The 18,195-nt window shown below is 71.6% G+C and carries 22 protein-coding genes and 1 pseudogene; 13 read left to right on the top strand and 10 right to left on the bottom strand.

Going from position 1 to position 18,195, the window contains the following annotated elements; translation table 11 throughout:
* Window positions 1–96: 96 nt before the first annotated feature.
* From kgd to ABZ749_RS09355, 4 genes and pseudogenes are all read left to right on the top strand, one after another.
* Window positions 97–837: pseudogene (gene kgd / locus ABZ749_RS09370) on the top strand (multifunctional oxoglutarate decarboxylase/oxoglutarate dehydrogenase thiamine pyrophosphate-binding subunit/dihydrolipoyllysine-residue succinyltransferase subunit); the annotation flags it as partial.
* A gap of 136 nt (window positions 838–973) precedes the next feature.
* Entirely contained in the window at window positions 974–1,159 is a 186-nt protein-coding gene (locus ABZ749_RS09365) for a DUF6104 family protein (RefSeq protein ID WP_355008138.1), read from the top strand.
* A gap of 92 nt (window positions 1,160–1,251) precedes the next feature.
* On the top strand, window positions 1,252–3,321 hold the full coding sequence (pta, locus tag ABZ749_RS09360) for a phosphate acetyltransferase (protein ID WP_357224957.1): 2,070 nt from the start codon (window positions 1,252–1,254) through the stop codon (window positions 3,319–3,321).
* The gene (locus tag ABZ749_RS09355) at window positions 3,318–4,433 is read left to right on the top strand and encodes an acetate kinase (protein WP_357224953.1); all 1,116 of its coding nucleotides are present in this window, start codon (window positions 3,318–3,320) and stop codon (window positions 4,431–4,433) included. Before pta ends, ABZ749_RS09355 begins: the two co-directional genes overlap by 4 nt.
* A gap of 145 nt (window positions 4,434–4,578) precedes the next feature.
* Here the strand turns inward: ABZ749_RS09355 and ABZ749_RS09350 are convergent, their stop codons facing one another.
* Window positions 4,579–4,752, bottom strand: a complete 174-nt coding sequence (locus ABZ749_RS09350) for a hypothetical protein (RefSeq protein ID WP_355008141.1) — start codon at window positions 4,750–4,752, stop codon at window positions 4,579–4,581.
* A gap of 157 nt (window positions 4,753–4,909) precedes the next feature.
* Between ABZ749_RS09350 and ABZ749_RS09345 the strand changes: the two genes are divergently transcribed.
* Both ABZ749_RS09345 and ABZ749_RS09340 read left to right on the top strand, forming a co-directional pair.
* Window positions 4,910–5,806 carry an alpha/beta hydrolase gene (locus ABZ749_RS09345; RefSeq protein WP_357224949.1) on the top strand — a complete coding sequence of 299 codons (897 nt, stop codon included), beginning with the start codon at window positions 4,910–4,912 and terminating at the stop codon, window positions 5,804–5,806.
* A 27-nt stretch (window positions 5,807–5,833) separates the two neighbouring features.
* Window positions 5,834–6,379 (top strand): aminoglycoside adenylyltransferase, encoded by a 546-nt coding sequence (locus ABZ749_RS09340; protein WP_357224945.1) that lies wholly within the window; start codon window positions 5,834–5,836, stop codon window positions 6,377–6,379.
* Here ABZ749_RS09340 and ABZ749_RS09335 read toward each other — a convergent pair.
* Window positions 6,261–6,722, bottom strand: coding sequence for a MerR family transcriptional regulator (locus ABZ749_RS09335; protein WP_357224942.1), 462 nt, complete (start codon window positions 6,720–6,722; stop codon window positions 6,261–6,263). The two genes, ABZ749_RS09340 and ABZ749_RS09335, sit on opposite strands and share 119 nt — an antisense overlap.
* A 91-nt stretch (window positions 6,723–6,813) precedes the next feature.
* On the opposite strand from ABZ749_RS09335, the gene ABZ749_RS09330 reads away from it, so the two are divergent.
* Together ABZ749_RS09330 and ABZ749_RS09325 are read left to right on the top strand one after the other, a co-directional pair.
* Window positions 6,814–7,863, top strand: coding sequence for an aldo/keto reductase (locus ABZ749_RS09330; RefSeq protein ID WP_357224937.1), 1,050 nt, complete (start codon window positions 6,814–6,816; stop codon window positions 7,861–7,863).
* A 97-nt stretch (window positions 7,864–7,960) separates the two neighbouring features.
* Entirely contained in the window at window positions 7,961–8,914 is a 954-nt protein-coding gene (locus ABZ749_RS09325) for a chlorophyllase (protein ID WP_357224931.1), read from the top strand.
* 124 nt (window positions 8,915–9,038) lie between these two features.
* Here ABZ749_RS09325 and ABZ749_RS09320 read toward each other — a convergent pair whose 3' ends face one another.
* The 3 genes from ABZ749_RS09320 to ABZ749_RS09310 form a co-directional block, all read right to left on the bottom strand.
* Window positions 9,039–10,001, bottom strand: a complete 963-nt coding sequence (locus tag ABZ749_RS09320) for a zinc-binding dehydrogenase (protein ID WP_355008145.1) — start codon at window positions 9,999–10,001, stop codon at window positions 9,039–9,041.
* Between the two features lie 88 nt (window positions 10,002–10,089).
* Window positions 10,090–11,268, bottom strand: a complete 1,179-nt coding sequence (locus ABZ749_RS09315) for an NADP-dependent malic enzyme (protein ID WP_357224926.1) — start codon at window positions 11,266–11,268, stop codon at window positions 10,090–10,092.
* A 145-nt stretch (window positions 11,269–11,413) separates the two neighbouring features.
* The gene (locus tag ABZ749_RS09310; protein WP_220090464.1) at window positions 11,414–11,764 is read right to left on the bottom strand and encodes a S24/S26 family peptidase; all 351 of its coding nucleotides are present in this window, start codon (window positions 11,762–11,764) and stop codon (window positions 11,414–11,416) included.
* 84 nt (window positions 11,765–11,848) lie between these two features.
* Between ABZ749_RS09310 and sodN the strand changes: the two genes are divergently transcribed.
* From sodN to ABZ749_RS09295, 3 genes are read left to right on the top strand one after another with little or no spacing between them, the layout of a single operon-like run.
* Window positions 11,849–12,253, top strand: coding sequence for a superoxide dismutase, Ni (gene sodN / locus ABZ749_RS09305; RefSeq protein ID WP_030490383.1), 405 nt, complete (start codon window positions 11,849–11,851; stop codon window positions 12,251–12,253).
* A complete protein-coding gene (locus ABZ749_RS09300) occupies window positions 12,250–12,822 on the top strand; it encodes a GNAT family N-acetyltransferase (RefSeq protein ID WP_357224921.1) in 573 nt (190 codons plus the stop codon). The genes sodN and ABZ749_RS09300 overlap by 4 nt, the downstream gene beginning before the upstream one ends.
* A gap of 24 nt (window positions 12,823–12,846) precedes the next feature.
* Entirely contained in the window at window positions 12,847–13,254 is a 408-nt protein-coding gene (locus tag ABZ749_RS09295; protein ID WP_355008149.1) for an ATP-binding protein, read from the top strand.
* A gap of 22 nt (window positions 13,255–13,276) precedes the next feature.
* On the opposite strand, the gene ABZ749_RS09290 is transcribed toward ABZ749_RS09295, so the two are convergent.
* Window positions 13,277–13,666, bottom strand: coding sequence for a hypothetical protein (locus ABZ749_RS09290; protein WP_357224917.1), 390 nt, complete (start codon window positions 13,664–13,666; stop codon window positions 13,277–13,279).
* A gap of 43 nt (window positions 13,667–13,709) precedes the next feature.
* Between ABZ749_RS09290 and ABZ749_RS09285 the strand changes: the two genes are divergently transcribed.
* Window positions 13,710–14,660, top strand: a complete 951-nt coding sequence (locus tag ABZ749_RS09285) for a diacylglycerol kinase family protein (protein ID WP_355008151.1) — start codon at window positions 13,710–13,712, stop codon at window positions 14,658–14,660.
* Between the two features lie 449 nt (window positions 14,661–15,109).
* Entirely contained in the window at window positions 15,110–15,367 is a 258-nt protein-coding gene (locus ABZ749_RS09280; RefSeq protein ID WP_088950012.1) for a WhiB family transcriptional regulator, read from the top strand.
* 115 nt (window positions 15,368–15,482) lie between these two features.
* Here ABZ749_RS09280 and ABZ749_RS09275 read toward each other — a convergent pair whose 3' ends face one another.
* The 4 genes from ABZ749_RS09275 to ABZ749_RS09260 all read right to left on the bottom strand — a co-directional run.
* Window positions 15,483–16,271 (bottom strand): CbiX/SirB N-terminal domain-containing protein, encoded by a 789-nt coding sequence (locus tag ABZ749_RS09275; RefSeq protein ID WP_357224962.1) that lies wholly within the window; start codon window positions 16,269–16,271, stop codon window positions 15,483–15,485.
* A complete protein-coding gene (locus ABZ749_RS09270; protein ID WP_357224908.1) occupies window positions 16,268–17,029 on the bottom strand; it encodes a phosphoadenylyl-sulfate reductase in 762 nt (253 codons plus the stop codon). The genes ABZ749_RS09275 and ABZ749_RS09270 overlap by 4 nt, the downstream gene beginning before the upstream one ends.
* A complete protein-coding gene (locus ABZ749_RS09265) occupies window positions 17,026–17,187 on the bottom strand; it encodes a hypothetical protein (protein ID WP_165435836.1) in 162 nt (53 codons plus the stop codon). Before ABZ749_RS09265 ends, ABZ749_RS09270 begins: the two co-directional genes overlap by 4 nt.
* Window positions 17,184–18,195, bottom strand: a 1,012-nt coding sequence (locus ABZ749_RS09260; protein WP_357224904.1) for a nitrite/sulfite reductase, incomplete at its 5' end; no start/stop codon positions are given. The genes ABZ749_RS09265 and ABZ749_RS09260, both read right to left, overlap by 4 nt.

Genomic DNA, 18,195 nt, shown 5'->3' with positions numbered 1-18,195 from the left:
CGACCTGATCCTCGGTGCGGTCGCCGAACTGGACCTGCCATTGCACCGACTGGACCAACGCCGGCACCGGGTGGCCGAACTCTTCGCCACGAGGGCGGCGACTTCGTCAACGGCGCCCAGTCGGTGATCGACGAGTTCATCTCGTCCGGTGAGGTGAAGTGGGGCCAGCGCTCCGCCATCACCCTGCTGCTGCCGCACGGCCACGAGGGTCAGGGCCCGGACCACACCTCCGGCCGGCCCGAGCGGTTCCTGCAGATGTGCGCCGAGGACAACATGCGGGTGTCCATCCCGACGACCCCGGCGAACTACTTCCACCTGCTGCGCCGCCAGGCCCTGTCGCCCAAGCGCAAGCCGCTGGTGGTGTTCACGCCGAAGTCGCTGCTGCGGCACAAGCTCTGCGTCTCGCCGGTGGAGGACTTCACCACCGGCACCTTCCAGCCGGTGCTGCGCGACACGGCCGCCCCGGCACCGGAGGCGGTGAAGCGGGTGCTGCTCTGCTCCGGCAAGGTCTACTACGACCTGTTCCAGGCCCGGCAGGAACGCGGCGTCACCGACACCGCGATCCTCCGGCTGGAGCAGCTGTACCCGCTGCCGGTGGAGGAGATCCGGGCCGCCCTCGCGCAGTTCCCGAACGCCGAGGACTTCGCCTGGGTGCAGGAGGAGCCGGCCAACCAGGGTGGCTGGTCGTTCGTCGCGCTCAACCTGCTGGAGCACCTCACGGACGTTCGGCTGCGGCGGATCTCCCGCCCGGCCGCCGCCGCTCCGGCGGTCGGCTCGGCCAAGACCCACGAGGTCGAGCAGAACGCGCTGATCGAGGCGGCTCTCCCCCGCCCGTGACCTGACCTGAGCACGGAAGCCGGGGTAGGGCCGTTTCACCACGGTCCTGCCCCGGCTCTCGTAGGTCCCGCCAGCCGGTTGACCATTCACCCACCACCCGCCCGGCCCGTGCCGGGCCGAGCACGAGGACGTACCCATGTACTTCACCGACCGTGGCATTGAGGAGCTGGTCGAGCGCCGGGGCGAGGAGCAGGTGACCCTGGAGTGGCTCGGCGAGCGGCTGCGCGACTTCGTGGACCTCAACCCCGACTTCGAAACTCCCATCGAACGCCTGGCCACCTACCTCGCCCGCCTGGAAGACCCCGACGACGAAGACGCCTGACCCCGTTCCGCACCCGGTGATCAAGAAACTTCGGTCACGATGGGGGCCGGGGCTGACGCAAACTTCTTGATCAACGGGCAGGGGGTGGGAACGTGGCTCGGAGTGTTTACCTGACCAGCGTGGGGTCCGGCGGGGGCAAGTCGACGATTGCCCTCGGGTTGGCGGAGTTGCTGTCCCGCCAGGTCGGGCGGATCGGCGTGTTCCGGCCGTTGGTGGCCGACACCGGCCAGGACCCGATCCTCGCCCTGCTGAGCGAGCGCTACCGCGTCGAGGTACCGCTGCCCGAACTGGCCGGGGCGAGCTACGCCGAGGCTTCGGCACTGGTCGCCGACGGCCGACGGGAGCAGCTCATCTCCGCCATCGTCGAGCGCTACCGGGCGGTGGAGCGGCAGTGCCCGGCGGTGGTCGTGGTGGGCAGTGACTTCGACGAGCCGGGCGACCCGGCCCACCCCCGGGAGCTGGCCTTCAACGCCCGGCTGGCCACCGAGTTCGGCAGCGTGGTGGTGCCGGTCGTGGACGGCTTCGGGCAGGAGCCGGCGGCTGTCGCGTCGGCGATGCGGGGGGCGTACCACGATCTGGCTGACCTCGGCGCGACGGTGCTCGCGGTGATCGCCAACCGGGTCACCGAGCCGATGACGCTGCCCGAGCTGCCGGTCCCCGCGTACGCCATCCCCGAGGTGCCGAGCGTGTCCGCGCCGACGGTGGCCGAGGTGGCGACGGCCCTCGGCGCCACCCTGCTGGCCGGGGACGACGCCGCGCTCGGTCGCGACGTGCTGGACTTCGTGGTCGGCGCGGCACACGTGCCGACCCTGCTGGGCCACCTCACCGAGGGCGCCCTGGTGATCACCCCCGGGGACCGGGCCGACCTGCTCGTCGCCGCGAGCGCCGCGCACGTGGCCGGACAGGTGTCGGTGGCCGGACTGGTGCTCACCCTCGGCGAGCAGCCCGACCCCAGGGTCATGCGGCTGGTGGAGGGGCTCAACACCGGGTTGGCGGTGCTCTCCGTGCGTCTCGACAGCTACGACACGGTGGCCGCGTCCAGTCGCATCGAGGGCCGGCCCAGCGCGACCAATCCCCGCAAGGTGGAGGCCGCGCTCGGCGCGTTCGAGCGCTGTGTGGACACCGACGACCTGGCCCGTCGGCTGCGGGTCAGCCGGTCGACGCGGGTCACCCCACTGATGTTCGAGAACGAGCTGATCGACCGTGCCCGCTCGAAGCCCCGGCACCTGGTGCTGCCGGAGGGCACCGACGAGCGGGTCCTGCGCGCGGCGGAGATCCTGCTACGGCGTGGAGTCGCCGAGCTGACGGTGCTCGGCCGGCCGGACGACATCGCCCGACGCACCCGGGAGCTGGGTATCGACCTCGGCGACGTGCGGGTCGTCGAGCCGGGGGCCAGCGAGTGGCGCGACGACTTCGCCGCCGAGTACGCCCGGCTGCGCGCCCACCGCGGCGTCACCGCCGAGTTGGCGCACGACATCGTCGCGCAGCCGAACTACTTCGGCACGCTCATGGTGGCCACCGGCCGAGCCGACGGCATGGTCTCCGGCGCCACCCACACCACCGCCGCGACCATCCGGCCGGCGTTCGAGATCATCCGTACGCTGCCGGACGTCTCGGTGGCCTCCAGCGTCTTCTTCATGCTGCTCGCCGACCGGGTGCTGGTCTACGGGGACTGCGCGGTCAACCGCGACCCGGACGAGGCCCAGCTCGCCGACATCGCGATCTCGTCGGCCGACACCGCCGCCCGGTTCGGCATCGAACCCCGGGTGGCCATGCTGTCGTACTCGACCGGCAGCTCCGGCGCGGGCGCCGACGTGGAGAAGGTCGCCGCGGCCACCGCGCTGGTCCGGCAGCGCCGGCCCGACCTGCTGGTCGAGGGGCCCATCCAGTACGACGCCGCGATCGACCCGGCGGTGGCGGCCACGAAGCTGCCCGACAGCCCCGTCGCGGGGCACGCCACGGTCTTCATCTTCCCGGACCTGAACACCGGCAACAACACGTACAAGGCCGTGCAGCGCTCGGCCGGGGCGGTCGCCGTCGGCCCGGTCATGCAGGGCCTGCGGCGGCCGGTGAACGACCTGTCGCGGGGTGCCACGGTTCCGGACATCGTCAACACCGTGGCGATCACCGCCATCCAGGCGGCCACCGAGGAGGCGTCGTGAGTCGGGTGCTGGTGCTCAACTGCGGGTCGTCGTCGGTGAAGTGGCGCCGCTACGACGGGGACCAGGCAGTCGACCACGGCACCGTCGAACGGATCGGTGAGCCAGGTGGCGGCCCGGCGGACCACGCCGAGGCGGTACGGCAGATCCTGGACGGGCTGGACCTGACCGGGCTGACGGCGGTCGGACACCGGGTGGTGCACGGTGGCCGGATGTTCAGCGCGCCGGTTCTTGTCGACGACGCGGTGCTGGCCGCGATCAAGGATCTGGTGCCGCTCGCCCCGCTGCACAACCCGGCCAACCTGGCCGGCATCGAGGTGGCCCGCGCGGCGCTGCCGGACGTCGGGCAGGTCGCCGTCTTCGACACCGCGTTCCACCACACCCTGCCGGAGGCCGCCGCGACGTACGCGATCGACCGGGACACCGCCGAGCGGTACGACATCCGCCGGTACGGCTTCCACGGCACCTCACACGCGTACGTGTCCCGGCGCACCGCCGAGCTGCTGGGCCGCCCGTACGAGCAGGTCAACACGATCACCCTGCACCTGGGCAACGGGGCAAGCGCCTGCGCGGTGGCGAACGGCCGCAGCGTCGCCACCTCGATGGGCATGTCCCCGTTGCAGGGGCTGGTGATGGGCACCCGCAGCGGCGACGTGGACCCGACCGTGATCTTCCATCTGCGCCGGGAGGGCGGGCTGTCGGTGGACGACATCGACGACCTGCTCAACCACCGCAGCGGCCTGCTCGGGCTGACCGGCGTCAACGACATGCGCGAGGTGCTGGAACGCCGGGCCGCCGGTGACCGGGCGGCGGCGTTGGCCTTCGACGTGTACTGCCGGCGCATCACCGAGTACGTCGGGGCGTACTACGCGCTGCTCGGCCGGGTCGACGCGATCACCTTCACCGCCGGGGTCGGCGAGCACGCCGCGCCGGTGCGGGCCGCCGCGCTGGCCGGCCTGGGCCGGCTCGGCATCACTGTGGACGACGCCCGCAACGACGGCGAGGGCGACCGGTTCATCTCGCCCGACGGCGCCGAGGTGAGCGTCTGCGTCATCCGCACCGACGAGGAGCGGGAAATCGCCAGGCAGACCCGGGACGTGGTCGGGGCGGCCTGACACCACTGAGGCGCGCACCCCCGGGAGGCCCGAGGGTGCGCGCGAGTCGGTGAAGCCCATTCAGTGCCGGGGCCAACCAGGCGGTTCGGCCAGCCGGTCGCCAGCCAGGCGGTTCGGTCAGCCGGTCGCCAGCCAGGCGGTTCGGTCAGCCGGTCGCCAGCCAGGCGACGAGTGCCACCAGCACCACGACGACCACTGCCGCGCCGATGATGAGCGGCAGGCGGGACGGAGCCTCCGTCGGCGTCGCAGTCTCCGGCGTCTGGTTGAAGGCGCGGAACGCCTCGGTGTTGCCGCTGGGGTCCGTGTAGTTCTCAGGCATGTCGGTGACCCTAGCGAAGCTGGTCACGCCGCACCGTCCCCGGCCCGCTGCGTCCCAGGGGTGGACCCGGCCGGCGGAGGTGACCCGACCGGGTGGCAGGTGCACCCGAGCCGGACGGCGGGGACGCTACGCCCGCCCAGGCACCTACCGTGGAACGATGGGGGCGGGCCGGCTGATGGCCGTACTGGTGACAGCGCTGCTGACCGGTTGTGCGCCGGCCACCGCCGTGGCTGGCGGGGCCACCGGGCCGGCGTCGGCGCGTCGGGCGCCCGAGGGGTCGTACGCCGTCGGCGTGCATACGCTCACCCTCGATCCGCGCTCGGCGCGCCCTCTGCCGGTGACGATCTGGTACCCGGCGTCGACCGGTCAGGTGGCGGCCGGACGGTTCCCGGTGGTGATCTACAGCCACGGGCTGGGCAGCCGACCCGAGCTGCACGCCGGCCTGACCACCCGCTGGGCGGCGGCCGGTTTCGTGGTGGCCGCACCCGCGTATCCGCACACCCGACAGGGTGCCGCCCACTTCACCCGGGCCGACGTACGCCACCAGCCGGCCGACGCCTGGCGACTGATCCGGTATCTGGGCGACCTCGACCGGAGCCCTGTCGATCCCCTCGCCGGGCACCTCGACCTGACCTCGGTCGCCGCCGCCGGGCACTCGGCGGGCGGCTTCACCACCTCCGGCATGTTCAGCGAGGGCCACCCGGCCCGGCTACGCGCCGGGATCGTGATCGCCGGCGGTGGGCTGCCGGGCAGCTTCGCCGGACCGGCCGCGCCGGTGCTCTTCGTGCACGGCACTGCCGACCCGGTGGTGCCGGTGACGGTCGGCCGGGCCGCGTACGCGCGCACCCCCGGGCCGGCCGCGTTCCTCAGCCTGCTCGGCGGGGACCACGGCACGTACCTCGCGCCGGGCCACCCGGGCTTCGCCCCGGTCCTCGCCACCACCACCGACTTCCTGCGCTGGACCCTCTACGGCGACCGGGCCGCCGCTGCCCGCCTCCCCGCCGACGCCCACTCCCCCACAGTGACCCGTTACGAGTCCCGCCCGGCCCACTGACCCGACCGACACCGGTACGGTCGTCCGGTGGACGAGCTTGCGCGCCGGCAGTTGGCGAGCATCGCCGAGGTCATCGAGGTGACCGGGGCGGAAGGCATCCCGGTGTGGCTGCGCGGCGGCTGGGCGATGGACTTCCAGCTCGGCGTGGTGACCCGCCCGCACCTCGACGTCGACTGGTACTGCTGGCGCGACGACGCCGACCGGCTGGCCGGCCTGCTGCTGGCCCGGGGCTGGCTTCCCGACCCGAGGATGCCCGTGGAGTCGCAGCTCGACCTGTTCGCCGCCGACGTGGAGGTCAGCTTCGCGTACCTGGGTCGCGACGCCGCCGGCCGACCGACTGTGGGTGCCGGGTCCTGGACCGGCACCCCGCTGCCGGCCGGCATGCTGGACGCCCCACCCGGCCGGGTCGGCCCGCTCTGCGCGCCGACCATCTCGGTGGCGGCCCAGATCGAGTTCAAGCAGATGTACCCGGTCTGGATGCCGGAACGTCCCCGCCGCCCGAAGGACGCCGAGGATCTGGCTCGGCTGCGCTCCGGTGCGGGTCGAGTAGGTCCTCGTACACCCCGACCTTGAAGGTGATCAGGTCCAGGCTCTGGGTGAGCCTGTCGATCTGGGTGGTGACGCGACTGTGGTGCTCGCGCATCAGCGCGAGCCGTTCCTCCTCGTTGCCGGCGCCTTCCCGGACGAGGTCGGTGTACCGCCGGAGCGCGGGCAGGGGCATCCCGGAGGCGCGGAGGATGATGCAGACGGTCAGCCAGTCCGCGTCGTCCTGGCTGTAGCTGCGACGCCCGGCAGGGCCACGCCGCACCGGGCCGACGAAGAGGCCCTCCTGCTCGTAGAAGCGGAGGGTGTGCACGCTCAAGCCGGTGCGTTCGGCGACCTGCCCGATGCTCAGACCCGCGGTGATCTCGGCCATGCCGAGCAGGGTAACGAGGAGTTGACCTAGAGCTGACTCTAGCTCCTAGGGTGCGCGGTGATCGCTAGCACATCAGCCAAGGAGCATCGACATGCGTTATCGCACCCTCGGCGGCACCGGCATCCAGGTGAGCACCCACTGCCTCGGGACCATGATGTTCGGCGCCGTCGGCAACCCCGACCACGACGACTGCGCCCGCATCATCCACACCGCCCTCGACCAGGGCATCAACATCATCGACACCGCCGACATGTACGGCCGGGGCGAGTCCGAAGAGATCGTGGGCAAGGCGCTGCGGGGCCGCCGGGACGACGTCGTGCTCGCCACCAAGGTGCATTTTCCGATGGGCGAGGGACCCAACCAGGGCGGCAACTCGCGGCGGTGGATCCTCAAAGCGGTGGAGGGGAGCCTCCGGCGGTTGAACACCGACTGGATCGACCTCTACCAGATCCACCGTCCCGACCCCTCGACCGACATCGAGGAGACGCTCTCGGTGCTCAGCGACCTCGTCCGCGACGGGAAGATCCGCGCCTTCGGCTGCTCGACCTTCCCGGCCGAGGAGATCGTCGAGGCGCACCAGGTGTCCGAGCGTCGTGGCCTGGGACGCCTGCGCACCGAGCAGCCGCCGTACTCGATCCTGGCCCGCGGCGTCGAAGCGTCGACCCTCCCCGTCTGCCAGCGCTACGGCATGGGGGTGCTGGTCTGGAGCCCGCTCGCCTTCGGGTTCCTCAGCGGCAGGTACCGCAGGGACCAGCCCATCGACCTGTCGACCGGGCGGGCCGTGCTCCGGCCGGCGCAGTTCGACCCCACGATCGCCGAGAACGCCGCCAAGCTCGACATCGTGGAACAGCTCGTCGACCTCGCGGCGAGCATCGGCTGCACGCTCCCGCAGCTCGCCATCGCCTTCACGGTGGCCCATCCGGCCGTCAGCTCGGCGATCATCGGACCGCGGACCATGCCGCACCTGGAGGACCTGCTCAAGGGCGCCACGCTCACCCTGGACGACGCGACCCTCGACCGGATCGACGAGATCGTTCCGCCCGGAACGAACCGGTACGACCCCAACGCCGCCTTCCCTTCGCGCGCGCTGACCGACACCGCACGACGGCGACGTCCGCTCACCGAACGTGCTGCGGCCTGACTGAGCCTGATGCCGGGACGCAGCGGCCGGTGACCGGGTGGGCACAGCGCGACGAAGCCAGCCGGGCGGGTCCACCGGGCAGGGCACAATCAGATTCATGCCGCGTCGCGTCACCCCCACAATGCTGATCACCGCCCTGCTTCTGGCCGCTCTCGTCGGGTGCTCCACGGACGCCCCGGTTCGGCGGGCGCCGGCCGCGCCGGAGCCCACCGCCCCGGCGACGCCACAGGTCCCGGCCGGGCACGCGCCGGAAAATCCCTACCCCGTCGGCGTACGCGACCTGAAGCTGAACCGCGACGGCCGGGCGCTGCCGGTGCGGATCTGGTACCCGGCGCTCGGCGAGAACGGCCCCGTCACGCCGGGGTTGCTGGGGGCGCACGGCCGGTTCCCGGTGGTGATGTTCAGTCACGGCCTGGGTGGCCGGCCGGACGACTACGCCACGCTACTGACCCGCTGGGCGGCGGCGGGTTTCGTGGTGGCCGCGCCGACGTTCCCGCACACCTCGCGGGGCGCGGACAACAACGTCCTCGACGTGCTCAACCAACCCGCCGACGTGTCGTACGCGTTGGACCAGGTGCTCGCGCTGGACGGCAGGGCCGGCGACCAGTTGCAGGGCCGGCTGGACGCTGAGCGGGTGGCCGCGGCCGGGCACTCGGCGGGCGGCGTGACCACCATCGGCCTGTTCACCGCGAGCCGGGACAAGCGGCTGGACGCGGGTGTGGTGTTCGCGGGCACGGCGCTCGGCGTGGGCACCGCGTTCGCCGGTGCCGCCGCACCGCAACTGTTCGTGCACGGCGAGTTGGACGAGGTGGTCGAGTACGCGGCGGGCAGGGCCGCGTACGACAAGGTGCCCTGGCCGAAGGCGATGCTGAGCCTGCCGAAGGGCGACCATGGGCGGACGATGCTCAAGGACAAGGCCGCGCTGCGGGTGGTGTCGGACACGTCGATCGAGTTCCTGCGCTGGTCGCTCTATGGAGACGCGGATGCCAAGAAGCGCATCTCCACCGACGCCACGCGCGGCGACATCGCCACCTTCGACGACCATCTCTGAGGCCCGCCGGTCAGCCAACCGAAGATCCGCGCACCATCAGGGATGTTGCTGCCCCGGCACGCCGGGAGGCAGCAGTTTCCCCGATGATGCGCGGATCTTGACGCGCACGCCCGAGGACCGGGCGTCAGGCGGTGTGGTCGATGACGACCTTGCCGAAGGCGTCGCCGGAGTGCAGTCGGGCGAAGGCGTCCTCGACCCGGCTGAACGGGATGACGCTGTCCACCACCGGGCGCACCTCGTTGTCGGAGCAGAACGCCAGCAACTCGTACAGCTCGCCGGGCGTGCCCATCGAGGTGCCCAGGATCTCCAGCTGCATGGCGAAGACCCGGCGCAGGTTGACCGACGGTTCGTGCCCGGCTGTCGCGCCGGAGACCACGATCCGGGCCATCGGCGCGGCCGACTTCAGCGAATGGTCGAAGGTGGCCGCGCCGACCGTCTCGATCACCACGTCGACACGCTCCGGCAGCCGGGCACCCGGCTCGAAGGCGGTGGCGCCGAGGGCCGAGATCCGGTCCCGCTTCACGGCGTCGCGGCTGGTCGCGTACACCCGCTTGCCCATCGCGACGGCGAGTGCGACGGCCGCGGTGGCCACGCCGCCTCCCGCGCCCTGGACCAGCACGCTGTCGGCGTCCGCGACGCGTCCCTTGGTGGTCAGCATCCGCCACGCGGTCAGCCAGGCCGTGGGCAGGCACGCCGCGTCGGTCGCCGCCATGCCGTCGGGCAGCGGGATCAGATTCGACCGGGGTACGACCACCCGCTCGGCGAGCGTCCCGGCGAAGTGCTCGGAGAGGATGGAAACCCCGCGCGGGTCACCCGGCGTGACGACCACCGGGTACACGACCACCGGGCGTCCCTCCGGGTCCAGCCCGACCGCGTCGCAGCCGAGGATCATCGGCAGCTGGGCCTCGGTGAGACCGACCCCGCGCAGCGACCAGAGGTCGTGGTGGTTGAGCGAGGTGGCCCGCAACTGCACGGTCACCCAGTCGTCGGCCGGCGGGGTCGGCTCGGGCCGCTCGCCGACGGTGAGCGCGGCGAGCGGGTCGGCGTCGTCGAAACGGGAGGCAAAGGCAGCACGCATGATCGGCACGGTAACAAGCTGAGCGCTCGTTAAGAAGCCGTGCGCGTAGGCCAGCGGCGCATGCTGCGCCGGAGCGCCCCTGGCCCACGCGTGCGGTTTACCGGCGGGCGACGCCGTCGCGGCGGGCGGCTTCGGCGACCGCCTCGGCCACTGCCGGCGCGACGCGCGGGTCGAGCGGGGACGGAACGATCGCGTCGGCGGTCAGGGACTCCGCCACCACACCGGCGATGGCGTCCGCGGCGGCGACCTTCATGGCCTCGGTGATCCGGGTGGCACCGGCATCCAGCGCGCCGCGGAACACCCCGGGGAACGCCAGCACGTTGTTGATCTGGTTGGGGTAGTCGCTGCGCCCGGTGGCGACCACCGCGACGTGCCGGGCGGCCACCTCGGGGTGCACCTCGGGAGTCGGGTTCGCCAGCGCGAACACGACCCCGCCGGGTGCCATCTGAGCCACCGCGGCCTCGGGGATCTGCCCGCCGGAGACCCCGATCAGCACGTCCGCGCCGCGTAGCGCCTCGGTGATGTCGCCGTGGCGGCCGTCGGCGTTGGTGCTCGCCGCCAGTTCGGCCTTGGTGCCGGTCAGCTCGGTGCGGTGCCGGCCGATGATCCCCTTGGAGTCGCAGACCACCACCTGGTCGGGGTTGACGCCCCCGGCGATCAGCATCTTCGTCACGGCCACGCCGGCCGCGCCCGCGCCGCTCACCGCCACCCGCAGGTCACCGAGCTTGCGGTCGAGCAACATCGCGGCGTTGCGCAGCGCGGCCAGCACCACGATGGCGGTGCCGTGCTGGTCGTCGTGGAAGACCGGGATGTCCAGCGCCTCGTCGAGCCGACGCTCGATCTCGAAGCAGCGCGGCGCGCTGATGTCCTCCAGATTGATCCCACCGAACGAGGGCGCCAGTGCCCGCACCACCGCGACGATCTCGTCCACGTCCTGGGTGTCCAGGCACACCGGCACCGCGTCCACCCCGGCGAACTGCTTGAACAGCACCGCCTTGCCCTCCATCACCGGCAGCGCGGCCCGGGGGCCGATGTTGCCCAGCCCGAGCACCGCAGAGCCGTCGGTGACCACCGCGACCGTGTGCGACACCCAGGTGTAGTCGTCCACCAGGGCGGGGTCGGCGGCGATCGCCTCACACACCCGGGCCACCCCCGGGGTGTACGCCAGGGAGAGGTCCTCCCGGCTGGTGAGCGGCACGGTCGAGGTGACGGCCATCTTGCCGCCCCGGTGCAGCAGGAAGACGGGATCAGCGGGGTCCACGGTGGACGAAGACATGGTGGTGACTCCAGGATCTGTCGAGCAGATGTGAGGCGGCCTGCCCCGCCGCGAGGTGGGCGGCGAGCGGTGGCACGCGGTGCGGGGGGTCACCCGGGCACTTTCCGAGCATAGTGTCGGCACCACCCCCCGGATGTGAGCAGGGTCATAACTGCCGACGAGGCACCCGTCCGGGGCGCGGCCAGTAGCGGGCCACCACCCGTCCACGTACGTCGGCCACCCCGTACGCCCGGGAGTCATCGGTGATCAGGTCGTTGTCGCCGCGTAGCCACCAGCCGCCGTCCTGCGGCCGGACCGCACGCTTTACCACCAGCAGATCGGGCCGGGTCCGGAAGACCGCGACCACCACGTCGCCGGCTCGGATCGGGCGGCCACCGGGACGAACCAGCACCGCGTCACCGTGGCGCAGAGTCGGGGCCATGGACGGGCCGGTCACCAGGACGGCGGTCAGCGGCCTCCGCAACCGGGGCACCTCAGCCGGGTGATCGGCGGCCACTGGTTTCACCTCCACCCGGTTCGGGGAGCATTCCCAGGAGTAATGTCGCCTTTGATCATCGCAAACTTCCCATGGAGGATCCTGATGCGACTTCCGCGCATCCTTGCGCCCCGCGTCACCGCGAGCGCTCACTGCGACCTGCCGTGCGGTGTCTACGACCCGGCACAGGCCCGGATCGAGGCCGAGTCGGTCAAAATGATCTGCGAGAAGTACCAGTCGAACACCGATCCGGAGTTCCGCACCCGCGCCGTCATCATCAAGGAGCAGCGCGCCGAGCTGGTCAAGCACCACCTCTGGGTGCTGTGGACCGACTACTTCAAGCCGCCGCACTTCGAGAAGTACCCGAACCTGCACAGCCTGTTCAACGAGGCCACCAAGCTCGCCGGCGCCGGCGGCGTCAAGGGCAGCCTCGACCCGGCCACCGCCGACAAGCTGCTCGCGAAGATCGACGAGATCTCGAAGATCTTCTGGGAGACCAAGAAGGCGTGACCTCCCCGGTCATTCCGACGATCCGGCCGGTACGTCCCGAGGACGTGCCGGCCGTCGTCGCCATGGTGCACGAGTTGGCCGAGTACGAGCGTGCCCCGGAGCAGTGCCACCTCACCAACGAGCAGCTGACCTCGGCGCTCTTCGCGGCTGCTCAAGGTAGCGGCGCGCCGAGCCGCAGCGGTGGTACGACCGCTGCGGCGCTCTTCGGTCACGTCGCGGTCGACGAGCACGACGAGCCGGTCGGCTTCGCGCTGTGGTTCCTCAACTTCTCCACCTGGGCCGGCGTGCACGGCATCCACCTGGAGGACCTCTACGTCCGGCCGTCCGCCCGGGGCACCGGAGCGGGTCGACTGCTGCTCGCCGCGCTGGCCGACATCTGCGTACGGCGGGGCTACCAGCGGCTGGAGTGGCAGATGATCGACTGGAATCCGGCTGCCGGCTTCTACGCTTCGATCGGCGCCGAACAGATGAGCGAGTGGGTTGCCTACCGGCTCAGCGGCACCGCGCTCCGCGAGCTGGCCGAGCAAGCCACTACCGCCGGCACGCGTAATGGGCGACCGACCGGGTAGAGTCCCCGACCGGGGGGATGAGGCGTGACTCAACTGACTGGCCAGCCAGCGACCGACGACGACGTGGTGCACCTCACGGTGCCTGCCGACGGCGGTTACCTCGGCGTGCTCCGCACCGCCACCGCGGGTCTCGCGGCCCGGTTGCAGTTCGCGCTCGACGAGATCGAGGATCTGCGGATCGCTGTCGACGAGGCGTGCGCCATGCTGCTCGCCATCGCCACCCGCGACGCCGAGTTGGAGTGCCGCTTCGCGGTCACCGACGACGCGCTGACGGTCGAGGTGACGGTGCCGACGGTGCGCGGTGCCACCCTGCCCGCCGAGTCGTCCTTCGCCTGGAAAGTGCTCACCGCGCTGACCACCTCGGCGTCCGCCACCTCCGCTGGCGATCGGGCCACTATCGCGCTGCTCACCCGTCGCTCCGGCGGTTACTGACCGGTCCGACGCACCGGCGCGGTCACTCGAAGCCGAGGGCGCGGGTCGTCGGTGGGCAGATCAACAGCCAGGCCACGCCCAGGCCGAACACCATCAGCGGCACGCCCAGCCAGCCCAGGCCGGCCTGGATCATGAACCACCCGATCGGCAGCAGCATCAACTGAAGCACGATCGCGGGGGCTCGTGCACCCGCCTGACGCCGTAGCAGCGCCCGACCCAGGGCCCAGAGCGCGACGGCCGCCCCGACGGCGAACACGGTCACCAGCAGTGCCGCCAGCAGGTCGGTGCGGGTGGCGGTGAGGTCGGCCCAGACCAGCCAGACGGCGATCAGCCCGACGACGGAGGCCTCCGCCCACAGCAGCCGGACCGCCCAGCGGAGCGTGACGGGGATCGGGGCCGAGTCGATGGTCACGCGCGCCACGATACCCGGGCTGCCGGAAGGTACAGTGCCGCCCATGCGGGCCGTCCTGGTGGTCAATCCGAAGGCCACCACCACCAGCGAACGCAGCCGGGACGTGCTCGTCCGGGCGCTGCGCAGCGAAGTCGATCTCAGCGTGCGCTACACCCGTCGGCGTGGGCACGCCGTGGCGCTGGCCCGGGAGGCAGCCGCTGAGGGCGTCGACCTGGTCGTCACCCTGGGTGGCGACGGCACAGTGAACGAGGTGGTGAACGGCCTGATGACGGCCGAACCGCCGACTCGCGCCGACGACGCGCCGATGGCCGAGCGGCTGCCCGCGCTGGCGACCGTCCCCGGTGGCTCGACCAACGTGTTCGCCCGCGCGGTGGGTCTGCCCCGGGAGTGGCCGGAGGCGACCAGCATGATCCTGGAAGGGCTGCGGCTGGGCCGGAGCCGGACGGTGGGGCTGGGCCTCGCCGACGACCGCTACTTCACCTTCTGCGCCGGCTTCGGCCTGGACGCCGCGGTGATCCACCGGGTGGAGCAGGCCCGGCGGAAGGGTCGGGTCTCGACGCCGTCGCTCTATCTGCGTTCGATCATGAATCAGTACTTCTTCGCCTCGGACCGCCGGCACCCGGCGATCGTCCTGGAGCGTCCGGGCGAGCCGGCGGAGGCCGAGCTGGCCACCGTCATCATCCAGAACACGGCGCCGTGGACGTACCTGGGCGACCGGGAGGTCAACCCGAACCCGGCCGCGTCGTTCGATCTCGGGCTCGATGTGCTGGCGTTGCGTCAGCTCCGGGTGGCTAGCACAACACGGACAGTGACGCAGTTCCTGTCCCGGCAACCGGATCCACGCGGTCGGCAGGTGTTACGACTCCATGACACGCCGGAGTTCACGCTGGTCTCAGGCCGTCCGCAGGCGTTCCAGCTCGACGGGGACTATCTCGGCGAGCGGGAGAAAGTCAGATTCACCTCCGTTCCCGCCGCACTGAGAGTAATCTGCTAGGTCTCGGGTACTGCCCTTGGTCGACACGGTGGCCACAACCGATCGACCCGGTCGCCGCCACACCGAGGAGCAGGTGCCGGAAATGTCAGCAATGTCACGCGGACTGTACTATATTGATCCTCGACTGTGGCACGGCGGGTAACCAGGAAAGCACTGGAACCCGGACAAATGGGTTGTGGGCTTGCTCACCGCCCGGAGTTTTTCCGAGCGTCACCCTTGACATCGCGACTGTTCGTGAAAGTATTCACAAGCGAACTTGAGTTACCGGGACATTGCCTGGATATGCTCGTCAGGTTGAGCTGTTCCAGCAGGTCCCCGGCGCTGAACGCCTGCTCACGCACTGCCGAATGGACAGACGCTAACTGTCACCATCGGCACTGCGGATGCATATAGGAAAAGCACGACAAGCAATTGTTCGCCACCCATCCAGAATGAGGAGTGTTGCCGCCATGGACTGGCGTCACCATAGTGTCTGCCGCGACGAGGACCCCGAGCTGTTCTTCCCGATCGGGACGTCCGGTCCGGCTCTCCTGCAGGTCGAGCAGGCCAAGGCCGTCTGCAGGCGCTGCTCCGTGACCGACCAGTGCCTTCAGTGGGCACTCGAGTCTGGTCAGGACGCCGGCGTCTGGGGCGGAATGAGCGAGGAAGAGCGGCGCGCCGTCAAGCGGCGCGGCGGTCTCCGGGTGCTGCGCGCTCACTCCGCCTGATCCCCAACGACACAGCTGTACGCCCCGGTGGGTTCGCCCGCCGGGGCGTTCTGCCGTCCGGCACCGGATCACCCAGTGTCGGCACCGTGGATCCCACAGTGCCGGCCGGCACGGGTCAGCCCGTGGACGCCAGCGCGGGCCGGTCGTCGACCCGACGCAGCACCAACTCGACCAGCTCCGGCGCGTCGGTCAACGGCGCGGCGACCGCCACCGCACCCGCCGCCCCGGCCGCCTCGGTCACCGCGTCGTGGAACAGCCCCGGCGCCAGGAAGTACGAGGACACCGCGACGCGGCGCGCGCCGGACGCCCGCAACCGGGACACCGCCACACCGGCCGCCGGTGGAGCCGCCGAGGCGTACGCCACCCGGCAGGGCACCCCGAACTCCACACCGAGCGCATCGGCGACCCGGCCCACCGACCGTCGCGCCCGCGCGTCCCGGGTGCCCGCCGCAGCCAGCACCAACGCGTCGAAACGGCCCTCGCGCGTCTCGCCCAGCCGTCGACACAGCCCGGCCAGCAGCCCAGGATCGGGCGTGTCGTCCGCCGGCCCGAGCACATCGGTGACCCGTACCGACAGCGATGGCCCGGACCGCGCCGCCGCGGCGATCGCCGCCGGAATGTCCACCCGATGGTGGTACGCGGCGGTCAGCAGCAGCGGCACCAGCACCGCCCGGCGGTGACCGGCCACGGCCAGGTCGCGCAGCACCTCGGTCGGCCCCGGCTCGGTGTGGTCCAGCCAACTCGCCCACACCGGTGTGCCCGGCCGGGCCGCCGACACCGCCCGAGCCAGCGCCCGGGTGGCATCGGCCGCCCGTGGATCACGGCTGCCGTGCGCGACCAACACCACCGGATCCGCCCCGCCGGCCGCACCGAGGCCGGTCGGGGTCGTCGCCGGGGAGGTCAGACGTGCAGCCCGCACTCGGTCTTCTCGAACATGGCCCACCGGCCGGCCCGCGCGTCCTCGCCGGCCTTCGTACCGCGGGTGCACGGCCAGCAGCCGATCGACCCGTAACCCTGCTTGAACAGCTCGTTGACCGGCACGTTGTAACGGGCGATGTAGGAGTCCACATCCTTCTGCGACCAGGCCGCGATCGGGTTGACCTTGACCTTGCCCCGACGCGCGTCGAAGGTCACCACCGGTGTGTTGGCCCGGCTCGGCGACTCGTCCCGGCGCAGCCCGGCAGCCCAGGCGTCGTACCCGGTCAGCGCCCGTTCCAGCGGCTCCACCTTGCGCAACTGGCAGCAGTCGTCCGGTGACTTGTTGAACAGCCGGGGGCCGTACTGGCCGTCCTGCTGGCCGACTGTGAGCCGGGGCCGGATCGACCGGACGTTCACCGGCAGCGTCCGGGCGACCTCGTCGCGTACCCGCAGCGTCTCGGGGAAGTGCAGGCCGGTGTCGAGGAAGACCACGTCCACCCCGGGGGCCACCCGGGAGACCAGGTGCGCCAGCACGGCGTCTGCCATCGAGCTGGTCACGCAGAACCGCTCACCGAAGGTCTGCGCCGCCCAGCGGGCGATCTCCAGTGCCGGGGCGCCCTCCAGGTCCCGAGCGGCCTGCTCGGCCAGCGCCCGCAGCTCGTCCGGGTCGCGCCGGGCCGGGTCGGCCGACGTCGAGCCGCCCGGGCCCACCAGGCGCAGGTTCGCAGCCGAGACGAGACTCATGAGGTCACCGCCCGACTCAGCAGCCCGGTGAACTTCACCGAGAAGACCCGGGTGCAGGCGTGGCACTCCCAGGCGCCGTGACCCGCCTCGTGCGGCCGCAGGTCCTCCTCGCCGCAGTACGGGCAGTACAGGGGTGCCGCTCGGTTCTCGCTGCTCACCGCAGTTCCTCCTCGTCGACTCTGATCACCCAGTTGGCGAACGTCTCGCCCTCGCTCCGACCGGCCAGGTAGCGAAGGGCCAGCCGTTCCACGTACTCCGGAAGTTCGTCGGCGGTGGTCTTCAGGCCGCGAAGCTTGCGGCCGAAACCCGCGGTCTGCCCCTGGGCCATGCCCAGCCCGCCGCCCAGGTGCACCTGGAAGCCCTCGACCTGTCGGCCGTCCGGGCCGACCACCAGTTGACCCTTGAGCCCGATGTCGGCCACCTGGGTACGCGCGCACGCGTTCGGGCAGCCGTTGATGTGGATCGAGATGTCCGCGTCGAAGTCGCGCAGCCGCTGCTCCAGCCGGGCCACCAACTCCTCGCCGCGGGCCTTCGTCTCGACGATGGCGAGCTTGCAGTACTCGATGCCGGTGCACGCCATCGTGCCGCGCCGCCAGGCCGACGGCCGGGCCTCCAGACCGATCGCGCGCAGCCCGTCGATCAGCGACTCCGTCCGCTCCGACGGCACGTCGAGCACCAGCAGTTTCTGGTACGGGGTGAGCCGCACCCGGTCGCTGCCGTGTGCCTCGACCACGTCGGCCAGCTGGCTGAGCTGCGCGCCGGAGACCCGCCCGACCACCGGAGCGGCGCCCACGTAGTGCCGCCCGTCGGCCTGCTCGTGCACGCCCACGTGGTCGACCGGCTTCGACGGCAGGACCGGTGCCGGGCCGTCGAGCAGCGTACGACCGAGGTAGTCCTTCTCCAGGACCTCACGGAAGCGCTCCACGCCCCAGTCGGCCACCAGGAACTTCAACCGGGCCCGGTTGCGCAGCCGGCGGTAGCCGTAGTCGCGGAAGATCCCGACCACCCCGGCCCACACGTCCGGCACCTCGGCCAGCGGCACCCAGACGCCGAGGCGCTTGGCGAGCATCGGGTTGGTGGAGAGGCCCCCGCCGACCCAGACGTCGAAACCGGGCCCGTGCTCCGGGTGGTCGACGCCGAGGAAGGCGATGTCGTTCGACTCGTAC

Source organism: Micromonospora sp. NPDC047753, assembly GCF_040642735.1.
Taxonomy (GTDB): domain Bacteria; phylum Actinomycetota; class Actinomycetes; order Mycobacteriales; family Micromonosporaceae; genus Micromonospora.
The sequence above is the reverse complement of the archived record's forward strand: the minus strand, read 5'-3'. Positions and strand labels throughout refer to the sequence as shown.